Genomic DNA, 11,863 nt, shown 5'->3' with positions numbered 1-11,863 from the left:
TGGGACATGCCGGGACGTCAAGGCGTTCGTCCTTAACGGCGTCGTCGGATCACGCGCGAGGACAACCGCGCTCAGAAGCGGAGATAATCCGCGGGCACAGCCTCTCGACGGATAACGAGTCGTCCGGCCGGGTCGAAAACCTCGTAGCGACCGTTGCGGATCTGCTCGCGCCAGCCGCCCGTGTAGAAACGGCTTTCATCGCCCCTTCGGCCGGCACCCTTGTCCGGCTTGCCGCTATCGTTGTCGTCTTTACGACCGTCGTTTTCGTCGGTCTCGGTACCATGTCCCTGCCCGGAGTTGGATCCGCCGCTGCGATCGCCGCTCGATCCACCACGATCGTCGCTGCCAGAGCCGGATCCGCCGCCATGATCACCATCGGAGCCATGACCCTGACCGCCGCCACCTCCACCGTGATCACCGCTGCCGTGACCACCGCCGCCGTGACCACCGCCCTTGTCAGCCCAGGCGACCAAGGGGTGGCAGAGGGTCGCTGAGAGCAGAACGTTGCAGGCCAGAAGGCGGATGATGGTGCGTGTTTTCATGTGCGTGTCCTTGAAGAAACGACGCGCCCTGCAGCGCGTCGTCGTTCCCTGCCGTGTCGTCGTTCCGGCATCGAGACGAACCAGCTGTCAGGCCCGGCTTCTGGAGCCGCCATGCCGGCCATGGGTGCCGTGGTCGTCGGACTTATGTCCACCGCGTCCACCATGGTCATCGTTCATGTCATGGCCGCTACCGTCATGGTTGCCACGATCATCGCCGCCACGGTCATCGCCGGGGACGTCATCGCGTCCGCGTCCCTTGCGAATGTGACCCGGTGCGTCGTCAGCGCCGCGACGTGCCATCTGGATGTCATCCAGCTTCACGATGCCGGCATGGTTGCGACCGTCATCCCGTCCTCGGCCCTTGCCGTGCCGATCGTCCTTCTTCCCGTCGTCTGCACCTTTCTTCGCCAGAAGGTCATAAGCCTGGCCGGCAGGTGCTGTGATGCCGACGCCATCGATATCGCTGTTGAGGGCGGCCTGTGCCGACATGGCGAAAAGCGTCGCACCGAGCGCTGCCGTCCCGCCGATCATGATCTGTCGCAAAGTCATCGTTTCTCTCCTCGTTGGCCCCGTTCCGTGGAGCCTGGCCGGGGGACATCCCCGACATTCGACACACCGAGATTGCGTCGGTTGCGGTGGATGAGAAACGTCCCGCAGACCAATACGTCGGGGTCCCGGACCTTGGTCCCGAAAGGTCCGGTAACGGCTGGTCCGGTCGCTGACAGCGGCGCCGACGATTGCGCGTGGGCGCAGACAGCGGGCGGACAGTCCGGTCATCTTACGAAGCAGCTTCAACAGCGTGACACGGATCGACGGCTTCGACGGGTCACGGTGAGGGTCCGAAAGGGCCTTCTCCAGGCGGTCTGCCCGACGTGACGCGCCGCCACCTACGTTGTACGAAGAGGATCTGACCATGCCCTCCCACACCCCGACAGCATCGTTTTCCCGGATGCAAAGATGGCTGCATTGGGCGACCGCCGCGCTCGTCTTCTTCAACCTTCTGCTTCCGGACGGAATTGAGGCCTGGAACCGCAGCATGAAACGGACGGGATCGGCGACGGCCGATCAAGTGGCAAGCGCAAACCTGCACGCCTATGTCGGCTTGGCCATCGTCGCCATCGTGCTTCCGCGTTTGATTCTGCGGATGACGCACGGCGTTCCGCCTTCACCCGCGCAAGAGCCTCGTCTTTTTCAAAGGCTCTCGGCATACGCCCATGGCCTGCTCTACGCGCTCTTGCTTGCCATGCCGCTGAGCGGCATCGCCGCCTATTACTTCGGCTCGCATGTGGCAGGCGATGTCCATGCCGACATATTGAAGGTCGTGCTCTGGGTTTTGATCGGCGGTCACGTGCTCGGCGCGCTCGCACATCACTTCTACTGGAAGACGGACATCCTGCGACGGATGGTCCGGGGCTGATCATAACACGCGTCTTTTCGGAAGACTGCAGTCTGAAAGTGTTGGGCTTGCGTCATGCGACTGGCTCGACACCGCGCGTCGGTAGGCCCGTTGTGCCAGACGCTCGACGATCTCCCGCGAGACGGAGCGGGCATGGGCAGGACGCCTGGGCGGCGTCCTGCTTCTCAGCGTCACGATCACGCCGTCAGGGTCAGAGCATGTCCTCGATGCGAATCGGGAACTTGCGGATGCGTTTGCCGGTCGCATGCCAGACGGCATTGGCAATGGCGCCGACAGTGCCCGTTATCCCGATTTCGCCGACGCCCTTCACCCCGATCGGGTTGACGATGGCGTCCTCCTCGTCAACGAGGATGGCTTCCAATGGCGGAATGTCCGCGTTCACCGGCACGCGGTATTCGGCCAGATCGGCATTCATGATGCGTCCCGTCCGCTTATCCGTCACAGCCTCCTCATGAAGGGCGAACGAAAGACCCCAGATCATGCCGCCGAAATACTGGCTCTGAACCAGTCGGGGGTTGATCACACGACCGGCCGCAAAAGCGCCGACAAGGCGTGTCGTGCGTATCTGACCAAGGTCCGGGTCGATCTTCACCTCTGCAAAGACGGCTCCGTGGGAATAGAGCGCATGCTCGGAGGCGACGGCTGGGTCGCGGGCAGATTTTGCGCTCCCGACGACCTCGCTCTGGCCGGAGCGGGCGAGGATCTGGGCATAGCTTTCGTGCCGCGCTTCGTCGTCCCGACGATAGAGCCGTCCGCGGCGTGCGATGACCCCGATGTTTCCGGCACCGAAAAGCGGCGACTGCGGATCGTTGACGGCAAGGTCGGTCAGCCGCGCGATGGCATCGCCCCCGGCTTGGTGGAGGGCAAGTCCGGCACTCGCCGTGTGGGCCGATCCGCCGGCGACGCCCGCATCCGGCAGCGTCGACAGTCCCGCGTGGAATTCGACCTGATCGGCATCGAGGCCGAGCGCTTCGGCTGCGATCTGCGCAAGCGCGGTCCAGGCCCCCTGGCCCATGTCGGCTGCCCCTGTCTCCACCAATGCCGTACCGTCGGCGCGCAGCGTCGCCCGTGCTTCAGCCGGAAAATGCGGACAGTGGAAAACCGCCGTGCCCATCCCCCAGCCGACCAGGAGGCCGTTCTCATCCCGCATCTGGCCGGGTGAAAGCGGCCGGCGCGACCAGCCGAAACGGGCGGCGCCCTGCGCGTAACAGGTCCGCAGTGCCTTTGACGAGAACGGCTTGCCCGTCCCGGGCTCCGTTTCCGCGTAATTCTTCAGCCGGAACGCAAGCGGGTCCATGCCGCAGGCTTCCGCCGCTTCGTCGATCGCGACCTCCAGAGCCGCTGAGCCTGATGCTTCGCCTGGTGCCCGCATCGGGCCTGGCGTGCCGGTGTCGAGCCGCAGGCCTTCATGCTCGACCAAGATGGCGGGGCTCGCATAGAGCGGCAGGGACGCGTTGGCCGCCGGTTCGAGAAAGTCCTCGAACGCCGATGTGGCAGACATCGATCGATGATGCAGGGCGGTCAATTGTCCATCGCTGTCCATGCCAAGGCGCAACTTCTGCCATGTCTGGCCACGATGGCCGACCGGGCCATACATCTGGGCGCGGGTCAGCACCAGCTTCACCGGACGCTTCAGCATCCGGGCGGCCAGGATCGCGAGAATTTGCGGCCCGTTGATGATGGCCTTCGAGCCGAAGCCCCCGCCGAGGAACGGCGAGCGGATCGTCACGTTCTCAACGGGAATGCCGAAGAAGGCGGCATAGCTGGCGCAACTCATGGCCAGGGCCTGGTTGGGCATGTCCAGGGTCACACGGTCGCCGTCCCATTCGGCCACGACGGCATGCGGCTCCATGGCATTGTGATACTGCGGGGGCGTTTCGTACTCGCCCTCCAGGGTGACGGCGGCCTGCGAGAAACCGGCATCGAGGTCGCCATAAGCCGTCGACGGGTCGCCACCCACCCCAACGCCCGGCGGATCGAAGCGCAGGCCTGTGGCGCGGTCGACGCGCGCTGGCTCGACGTCATATTGCGGATCGAGCAGGACCGCCCCTTCCGTTGCGGCCTCCAGGGTTTCAGCAATGACGAGAGCGATCGGCTGATTGGCGTAGCGCACGCCATCGTCCTGCAGCACTTCGACGCGGAAGCCGAAGGGCGGCATCTTCTCGTCGGGATCGTGGGACAGCGGCGGGCGGTTGGCCGGCGTCAGCACGTCGATCACGCCGGGATGTGCCTTGGCGGCATCGATGTTCATGGCGCGCACGCGCCCTCGCGCAATCCGGCTCACGGCCGTTACGGCAAAGACCAGGTCTTCAGGATGATTGTCGGCAGCGTAGGTGGCGCGGCCGGTGACTTTCAGGAGCCCGTCACGACGGGTCAGCGGCTGACCGGCATTGGAGCCGTAACGGTTGGCTGCCGCCTTCGTTTCGGATGGTGCTGCTTGATGCGACGATATCTCAGGCGACATGAAGATCTCCCTTCGGGGCGGGGCTATGCGGGTCCGGGAACGGCGATGCGGGAAGGGCAGGCAGGACCTTCGGCGTGCCCTGATGCGCCAGCGTCAGCGCGCGGACCAGGATGCGGTGTGCGAGCGTGATCTTGAAGGCGTTGTCGCCCGAGGGACGGGCATCGCCGAGCGCCGCCGTCGCGGCTCTCTCGAAGGCTTCCCGGGTCGCGCGCTGCCCGACGAGGGCCGCCTCGGCAGCGGATGCGCGCCAAGGCTTGGCAGCAACGCCGCCGAGCGCAAGGCGTGATGCCTTGATTCTGTCGCCATCCATGGAAAGAAGCGCGGCTGCGGACACGATCGCAAATGCATAGGATGTGCGTTCGCGGAGCTTTACGTAACGGGCATGCGCAGCAAACGCCGTGGACTCCGAAAGACGGAGCCCGGTGATGAGATCCCCGGGTGCAAGAACGGACTCCGTTGCGCCGTGCGCATCGGGAAGGCGGTGGAGCGCCCCGATCGGAAGCTCTCGACGTCCATCCTGACCTTCGATCTCGACCATAGCGTCGAGGGCTGCCAGAGGAACGCAGAAATCCGAGGGATGGGTGGCAATACACTGCTCGGTCCAGCCGAGTACGGCATGAAGGCGGTTCTCGCCCCGCAGCGCATCGCAGCCGGAGCCGGGCTCTCGCCGGTTGCAGGCGCTCGCCGTATCTTGGAAGTAGGCGCAGCGCGTTCTTTGCAGCAAATTGCCGCCGACCGTTGCGGCGTTGCGCAACTGGGCGGAAGCACCGGACAGCAGGGCTTCGGCAACGGCGGGATAGGCGGCAGCAAAGCGCTTGTCATAGGCGAGGTCGGAATTGCGCACCAAGGCGCCGATACGCACGCTGCCGTCCGGCAGCCATTCGATCCTGTCCAGTCCCGGAAGCCGGCTGATATCGATGACGCGTTCCGGACGCGTCACGCCAATCTTCATCAGGTCAAGAAGGTTCGTACCGGCGGCGAGATAGACCGATCCGGGCGAGGTGCCGGCCGCGACGGCATCAGCAAGGCTTGTCGGACGAATGAAATCGAAGCGGTTCATGCCGCACTCCTCCCGTTTTCCGACCCTTCGGCCGGTACCGGCCGGTTTTGCTGAGAGATAGCCTGGCCTGCCTCCAGCACTGCCTGGGTGATGCCCTGATAGGCCCCGCATCGACAGATATTGCCGCTCATCAGTTCGCGAACGCGTTCCGGGTCGTCGCCCGCATGGCCTTCGGACAGTAGTCCCACCGCGCTCATGATCTGGCCCGGCGTGCAGTAACCGCATTGAAGGCCGTCGCAGGCAATGAACGCGGCCTGAACCGGATGAAGTTCGCTGCCGTTGGCAAGGCCTTCGATGGTGGTGACGGAACTCCCGTCGAGACTCGCGGCAAGGGTCAGGCAGGCATTGATCCGCCGCCCGTCGAGAAGAACCGTGCAGGCCCCGCACTGGCCGCGATCGCAGCCCTTTTTCGTGCCGGTGAGGTGGAGCCGTTCGCGCAGAAGGTCGAGAAGCGTCACGCGCGGATCGTCGAGCGCGATGCTATTCGGCTGACCATTGACGGTGAGGCTGATGGAGAAAGGCATAGGATGCTCCAGTCAGGATTGTGATGTATGAAATGGGAACCGCGGGCGCGGAAGACGCTTTGACAGGACGCTGGAAACGGGCTGAACTCGTTCAAGAGGCTCGGCGCATCGCGGGTCGGGTGTTCCAGTCGACACTGCCCCGATGTGAGACGCAATATACGGAGGGTTCCTCCGTTTAGCAAGGGCGAGTTTGTAAATGCTGATCGGCGAATAGACACATGGACCAGAACCACGCGAAAGCAAGGCGCAAGCCACGGGCAGATGCGGCCCGCAATCGCGCGCGCCTTCTGGAGGCGGCGACCGCCATCTTCCGGCTCGGTGGCGCGCAGGCGAGCCTCGAGGCCGTCGCCAAGGAGGCCGGCGTCGGCATTGGAACGCTCTATCGCCATTTCCCGACGCGCGAAGCCCTGTTCGATGCGGTCTACCGGCACGAGGTCGATCTCCTTGCCGATCTGGCCCAGAAGCTGGCGACCGATACCGATCCCGTCGCGGCGCTGAAGGCCTGGCTGCAAGCCAATGTGCGCCTCGTCGCGACCAAGAAGGGAATGATCGAGGGGCTCCAACTCGCCGTCGTCGGCTCGAGCGAACTCAAGGCCTATTCCTACGAGCGCATGGTCAGCGCCATCGGCCTTCTTCTCGACCGAGCGATCGCCGCGGACAGGATCCGGGACGATGTCTCCGCGGACGAGCTCCTGCGAACCCTTCTCGGGATCTTCTACACCCAGGGGCCGACGGACTGGCAACCAACGGCGCTTCGCATGGTCGACGTGTTCGTCGACGGGTTGCAAAAACGCTGATCAGGCGCCGGTTCGCCTGCGATCGGCATCTGTCCGCCGTTCGTCTTTCGGGCTATTCCAGCCGGATCCTCTTCCTTTGCGATTCGACATCATGCCCGTCTCACAGTCTCCCCTTCGCGGTGTCGTCATCGCATTCATCGCCTATGCCGTTTTTGCCTTCAGCGATGCGTCGGTCAAACTCGTCGACGGCGCCGTTCCTGCCTATCAGGTCGCCTTTGCCGGTGCCGTCTTCGGCCTCGTCATCCTGCCGCTCATCAAGGCGCGGGACGACGCCTGGCTCGACCTCTTCCGAACGTCCAATCGCACGCTCTGGCTGCTGCGCTTTGCCTGCGGTGCGATCGGCTCCATCGCGTCGATCATCACGTTTACGAAACTGCCGATGGCGGAAGCCTTCTGTCTCCTCTTTCTTCTCCCGTCCTTCGTCACGATCCTCTCCGTCATCTTTCTCAAGGAGGATGTGCGCTGGCAGCGCTGGACGGCTGTCGTCGTCGGGTTCGTCGGCGTGCTCATCGTGCTCAGGCCCGGGTTCCGGGAGCTGTCGGTTGGGCACCTTGCCGCGGCTATCGGCGGACTGAGCGCCGCGATCGCCATCGTCGTCCTCAGAGGGATGGGGCCGACGGAAAAGCGGATGTCGCTCTACGGCGCCGGTCTTCTCGGCACGCTGGTCGTCAGCGGGCTTCTCATGCTCTCGGACATCGCCATGCCAACGCCGATGGAATGGGCCTTCATCGCCAGCTACGGCATTCTCGGGGCGGCCGGAAATGCGCTGCTGATGACGGCGGCCCGGCTGGCGCCTGCAAATCTTGTGGCGCCGCCGCAATACAGCCAGATGATCTGGGCCATCCTGTTCGGTTATTTCATCTTCGATGACACGGTCGACCTGCCGATGGCGGGCGGTATCGCGCTCATCATCTTTTCCGGACTGCTCACCCTCGTGCGCGAGCGCAAGCGCGGGACGCCGCTGCCGTCCGCTGTCGTTTCACCCGATGCTCAGGCTTCGCTGGCAACAGCCGAACCGGAATATGCCAGAAGCTGATGTTTCTCCCACTGTCGGCTTTGTGATCGCCGTCCGGCGCCAGTGATCGGCACTGGGTCTGGTTTGCCTTACAACGCGCCCTAGCTCCAGCGTACGGATCCGCGCAATCCCATGTCGCGGAACTCTCACCAGAACATGGAGCAGGACATGCTAAACCAAGGCGACCTCGATCTCTCTCGAAGGGACCTTCTGATGGCTTCCGCTGCGACCGTTGCCGTCAGCGGCGTTGCCTCGACAGCACGGGCGCAGGCTCAGGCCCCGGCGGGGGAAAAACCGGGCAGCATGCCGGTCGGTGAAACCTCCAGCGTGTCGTTCAAGGTAAACGGTCAGGATCAGACGCTGACGGTCGATAACCGGACGACGCTTCTCGATGCGCTGCGGGAGCATCTGCACCTGACAGGCACCAAGAAAGGCTGCGATCACGGACAGTGCGGCGCCTGCACGGTGATGGTGGATGGACGACGGATCAATTCCTGCCTGTCGCTCGCCATCATGCATGAAGGCGACGAGGTGGTGACGATCGAGGGGCTCGGCGAGCCTGGCAAGCTGCATCCGATGCAGGCGGCCTTCGTGAAGCATGACGGTTACCAGTGCGGCTACTGCACGCCCGGCCAGATCTGTTCGTCGATCGCCGTGCTCGTAGAGATCAAGGCGGGCATCCCAAGCCACGTGACGGGCGATCTGACGGCCAAGGCCGCGTTCAGCCTGGAAGAGGTTCGCGAGCGGATGAGCGGCAATATCTGTCGATGCGGGGCCTACTCCAACATTGTCGACGCCATTGCGGACGTCGCAGGGAGGCCGGCATGAAATCCTTTACCTACGAACGCGCGACCTCCGTGGAAGCCGCTGCCAAGGCGGCAGCCAGCCATGATGCAGCCCGGTTCATCGCCGGCGGCACCAATCTTCTCGACCTGATGAAGCTTGAAATCGAGACGCCGACGCATCTGATCGATGTCAATTCGCTGGGGCTCGACACGATCGAGGCAACGCCCGAAGGCGGCTTGCGGATCGGAGCGCTGGTGCGCAACACCGAGCTCGCTGCCGACGAGCGGGTTCGGCGCGACTACGGCCTCCTCTCCCGCGCGCTTCTGGCAGGGGCGTCAGGGCAGCTTCGCAACAAGGCGACCACGGCGGGCAATCTCCTGCAGCGCACGCGCTGTCCCTATTTCTACGACACCAACCAGCCCTGCAACAAGCGCCAGCCCGGCAGCGGCTGTTCCGCCATTGACGGCTTCAGCCGTCAGCTCGGCATTGTCGGCGTCAGCGACTCCTGCATTGCGACGCACCCGAGCGACATGGCGATTGCCATGCGCGCGCTCGATGCCGTGGTCGAGACTGTCGGGGCAGATGGCGCCAAGCGCAGCATCCCGATCGCCGACTTCCACCGGCTGCCGGGCGACACGCCGCATATCGAAACCGAGCTGAAGAAAGGCGAGGTCATCACGGCCGTCGTGCTTCCGAAGCCGATCGGCGGCAAGCATATCTACCGGAAGGTTCGCGATCGCGCATCCTACGCGTTCGCGCTGATTTCGGTTGGTGCCGTGATCCTTCCGGACGGGACCGGTCGTGTCGCCGTTGGCGGCGTCGCCCACAAGCCTTGGCGTCTCGATACGGCGGACGCTGAGTTGCCGAGCGGTGCCGGCCGGGTAACGCGCCGTCTCCTGCTCGATGCCCAGCCGACGGAACACAATGCCTACAAGGTAAAGCTTGTCGAGCGGACGCTTGGCGCTGTCCTCGCAGAAGCGAAGGGTTGAGATCATGAAATTCGACACACCTGCAACACAGAACCCGATCGACCGCATGACGGTCGTCGGCAAGCCGATCGAGCGCATCGATGGGCAGATGAAAACGACGGGTCGCGCCAAGTATGCCTACGAGTGGCACGATGATGCCGTGCCCTATGCCTACGGCTACCCGCTCGGCGCCGCGATCGCCAAGGGCCGTATCCGGGCAATGGACGTGACGGCAGCCAGCCGTGCTCCGGGCGTCATCAAGATCGTCACCAGCAACAGCATGCCGGACCTGAAGAAGGCCAAGCGCAACACGGCCAAACTCTTCGGCGGTGTCGACATCCATCATTATCATCAGGCCGTGGCCGTCGTCGTTGCCGAAACCTTCGAACAGGCGCGGGCAGCGGCGCACCTGATCAAGGTGGACTATGAGGAGTCCAAAGGGGCGTTCGACCTCGAGGCCTCCATGGACGCTGCCATCAAGCCGAAGGACGGAGAACCCGATTCCGCGGCGGGCGATTTTGCGCCGGCCTTCGAGACAGCCACGGTCCAGCTAGACCAGACCTATACCACCCCCGACCAGTCCCATGCGATGATGGAGCCGCACGCGTCCATCGCCGCCTGGGATGGGGATGCGCTGACGGTGTGGACGTCGAGCCAGATGGTCGACTGGTGGCGGTCGGATCTCGCCACCGCGCTCGATATGGACAAGGAGAAGATCCACATCATGTCGCCGTTCATCGGCGGCGGGTTCGGGTCCAAGCTGTTCCTGCGCTCCGATGCGGTTCTCGCCGCACTCGCGTCCCGCGCGGCGGGCCGGCCGGTAAAGGTCGCGCTGCCCCGGCCGTTTCTCATGAACAACACGACACACCGCCCGGCCACCATCCAGCGGATCCGGATCGGTGCCGGACAGGATGGCAAGATCACCGCCATCGCACATGAGAGCTGGTCTGGCGACCTTGAAGGCGGCGGCCCGGAGGTGGCGGTCCAGCAGACGCGGCTGCTTTATGCCGGTGCCAACCGGATGACGGCAACGCGGCTTGCCGTGCTCGACCTTCCCGAAGGCAATGCCATGCGTGCGCCGGGCGAAGCTCCCGGCCTGATGGCGCTCGAAGTCGCCATGGATGAAATGGCGGAAAAGCTCGGTCAGGATCCGGTGGCCTTCCGGATCCTCAACGATACGCAGGTTGATCCGGAAAAGCCGGAAAAGGCTTTTTCCCATCGTGATCTCGTCGGCTGCATGAAGCTCGGGGCCGAACGGTTCGGCTGGGACAAGCGCAATGCGCGGCCTGGCGCCGTTCAGGACGGCGACTGGTTGGTGGGCATGGGCGTCGCTGCGGCGTTCCGCAACAACATGGTCATGCCGTCCGGTGCCCGGGCTCGGCTCGATCGTGAGGGTGTCCTGACCGTCGAGACGGATATGACCGACATCGGCACCGGCAGCTATACCATCATCGCCCAGACCGCGGCGGAGATGCTCGGCCTGCCGATCGACCGCGTTGCCGTCAATCTTGGCGACTCGCGCTTTCCGGTCTCGTCCGGCTCGGGCGGGCAGTGGGGCGGCAACAGCGCCACGGCGGGGGTCTACGCCGCCTGCGTCAAGATGCGCGAGGCCATCGCCGCGGCGCTCGGATTCAATGCGGAGAACATCGACTTTGCGGATGGCATGGTGATCTCGGGCGATCGCCGCGTGCCGCTCGCCGAGGCCGTGAAGGATAAGCCCCTGGTCGTGGAGGATACGATCGAGTACGGCGATATCTCCGAGGAAAAGCAGCAGTCGACCTTCGGCGCCCACTTCGTGGAGGTCGGCGTGAACATCGCGACCGGCGAACCGCGGATACGGCGGATGCTCGCCGTCTGCGCCGCAGGCCGGATTCTCAACCCGATGACAGCCCGCAGCCAGGTCATCGGCGCGATGACGATGGGCGTCGGCGGGGCGCTTTCGGAGGAGCTCGCCGTGGACAAGAAGCGCGGCTTCTTCGTCAACCACGATCTGGCGGGATATGAAGTGCCCGTTCACGCCGACATTCCGCATCAGGAGGTCATCTTCATGGACGAGACCGATCCGATGTCCTCGCCGATGAAGGCGAAGGGTGTCGGTGAACTGGGATTGTGCGGGGTGGCAGCGGCGATCAACAACGCCGTCTACAATGCAACGGGAATTCGCGTGAGAAACTATCCCGTGACGCTCGACAAGCTGATTGGCGCGCTGCCCCAACTGAGCTGACGGCGGGCCGGGCGCCGGCTGCTTGCGTAAAATTGGGAACCGGGGTTGGCGCTCGTTCGCGCAGCC

Annotated in this window: 11 protein-coding genes; 6 read left to right on the top strand and 5 right to left on the bottom strand. The window is 64.4% G+C overall.

The window, feature by feature from the left end:
- Nucleotides 1-71: 71 nt before the first annotated feature.
- Nucleotides 72-542 carry a hypothetical protein gene (locus ASG03_RS09555; protein ID WP_062693383.1) on the bottom strand — a complete coding sequence of 157 codons (471 nt, stop codon included), beginning with the start codon at nt 540-542 and terminating at the stop codon, nt 72-74.
- A gap of 87 nt (nt 543-629) precedes the next feature.
- A complete protein-coding gene (locus ASG03_RS09550) occupies nt 630-1,091 on the bottom strand; it encodes a hypothetical protein (RefSeq protein ID WP_062693382.1) in 462 nt (153 codons plus the stop codon).
- 364 nt (nt 1,092-1,455) lie between these two features.
- On the opposite strand from ASG03_RS09550, the gene ASG03_RS09545 reads away from it, so the two are divergent.
- Complete coding sequence (locus ASG03_RS09545; protein WP_062693381.1) at nt 1,456-1,959, top strand: cytochrome b; 504 nt, start codon at nt 1,456-1,458, stop codon at nt 1,957-1,959.
- A 190-nt stretch (nt 1,960-2,149) separates the two neighbouring features.
- On the opposite strand, the gene ASG03_RS09540 is transcribed toward ASG03_RS09545, so the two are convergent.
- The 3 genes from ASG03_RS09540 to ASG03_RS09530 are packed head-to-tail and all read right to left on the bottom strand — an operon-like array spanning nt 2,150 to nt 6,007.
- On the bottom strand, nt 2,150-4,423 hold the full coding sequence (locus ASG03_RS09540; RefSeq protein WP_062693380.1) for a xanthine dehydrogenase family protein molybdopterin-binding subunit: 2,274 nt from the start codon (nt 4,421-4,423) through the stop codon (nt 2,150-2,152).
- On the bottom strand, nt 4,413-5,483 hold the full coding sequence (locus tag ASG03_RS09535; protein WP_062693379.1) for an FAD binding domain-containing protein: 1,071 nt from the start codon (nt 5,481-5,483) through the stop codon (nt 4,413-4,415). Before ASG03_RS09535 ends, ASG03_RS09540 begins: the two co-directional genes overlap by 11 nt.
- Nucleotides 5,480-6,007, bottom strand: a complete 528-nt coding sequence (locus tag ASG03_RS09530) for a (2Fe-2S)-binding protein (protein WP_062693378.1) — start codon at nt 6,005-6,007, stop codon at nt 5,480-5,482. The genes ASG03_RS09535 and ASG03_RS09530 overlap by 4 nt, the downstream gene beginning before the upstream one ends.
- Before the next feature lie 218 nt (nt 6,008-6,225).
- On the opposite strand from ASG03_RS09530, the gene ASG03_RS09525 reads away from it, so the two are divergent.
- From ASG03_RS09525 to paoC, 5 genes are all read left to right on the top strand, one after another.
- Nucleotides 6,226-6,804, top strand: a complete 579-nt coding sequence (locus ASG03_RS09525) for a TetR/AcrR family transcriptional regulator (protein ID WP_062693377.1) — start codon at nt 6,226-6,228, stop codon at nt 6,802-6,804.
- Between the two features lie 91 nt (nt 6,805-6,895).
- Nucleotides 6,896-7,840: a DMT family transporter gene (locus ASG03_RS09520; RefSeq protein WP_062693450.1), complete on the top strand. Its 945-nt coding sequence runs from the start codon at nt 6,896-6,898 to the stop codon at nt 7,838-7,840.
- Nucleotides 7,841-7,975: 135 nt separating this feature from the next.
- Nucleotides 7,976-8,647, top strand: a complete 672-nt coding sequence (gene paoA, locus ASG03_RS09515; RefSeq protein WP_200934696.1) for an aldehyde dehydrogenase iron-sulfur subunit PaoA — start codon at nt 7,976-7,978, stop codon at nt 8,645-8,647.
- Nucleotides 8,644-9,594 (top strand): FAD binding domain-containing protein, encoded by a 951-nt coding sequence (locus tag ASG03_RS09510; protein ID WP_062693376.1) that lies wholly within the window; start codon nt 8,644-8,646, stop codon nt 9,592-9,594. Before paoA ends, ASG03_RS09510 begins: the two co-directional genes overlap by 4 nt.
- A 4-nt stretch (nt 9,595-9,598) precedes the next feature.
- The gene (gene paoC, locus ASG03_RS09505) at nt 9,599-11,797 is read left to right on the top strand and encodes an aldehyde oxidoreductase molybdenum-binding subunit PaoC (protein ID WP_062693375.1); all 2,199 of its coding nucleotides are present in this window, start codon (nt 9,599-9,601) and stop codon (nt 11,795-11,797) included.
- Nucleotides 11,798-11,863 lie beyond the last annotated feature (66 nt).

The organism is Rhizobium sp. Leaf341 (genome assembly GCF_001424325.1).
Taxonomy (GTDB): Bacteria; Pseudomonadota; Alphaproteobacteria; order Rhizobiales; family Rhizobiaceae; genus Ferranicluibacter.
This window is presented reverse-complemented; position numbering and strand designations above follow the sequence as displayed.

Bases quoted from the DNA above. Each gene is read 5' to 3' on its own strand.
- ASG03_RS09555 (WP_062693383.1), bottom strand. From the start codon at position 542: ATGAAAACACGCACCATCATCCGCCTTCTGGCCTGCAACGTTCTGCTC.
- ASG03_RS09550 (WP_062693382.1), bottom strand. From the start codon at position 1,091: ATGACTTTGCGACAGATCATGATCGGCGGGACGGCAGCGCTCGGTGCG.
- ASG03_RS09545 (WP_062693381.1), top strand. From the start codon at position 1,456: ATGCCCTCCCACACCCCGACAGCATCGTTTTCCCGGATGCAAAGATGG.
- ASG03_RS09540 (WP_062693380.1), bottom strand. From the start codon at position 4,423: ATGTCGCCTGAGATATCGTCGCATCAAGCAGCACCATCCGAAACGAAG.
- ASG03_RS09535 (WP_062693379.1), bottom strand. From the start codon at position 5,483: ATGAACCGCTTCGATTTCATTCGTCCGACAAGCCTTGCTGATGCCGTC.
- ASG03_RS09530 (WP_062693378.1), bottom strand. From the start codon at position 6,007: ATGCCTTTCTCCATCAGCCTCACCGTCAATGGTCAGCCGAATAGCATC.
- ASG03_RS09525 (WP_062693377.1), top strand. From the start codon at position 6,226: ATGGACCAGAACCACGCGAAAGCAAGGCGCAAGCCACGGGCAGATGCG.
- ASG03_RS09520 (WP_062693450.1), top strand. From the start codon at position 6,896: ATGCCCGTCTCACAGTCTCCCCTTCGCGGTGTCGTCATCGCATTCATC.
- paoA (WP_200934696.1), top strand. From the start codon at position 7,976: ATGGAGCAGGACATGCTAAACCAAGGCGACCTCGATCTCTCTCGAAGG.
- ASG03_RS09510 (WP_062693376.1), top strand. From the start codon at position 8,644: ATGAAATCCTTTACCTACGAACGCGCGACCTCCGTGGAAGCCGCTGCC.
- paoC (WP_062693375.1), top strand. From the start codon at position 9,599: ATGAAATTCGACACACCTGCAACACAGAACCCGATCGACCGCATGACG.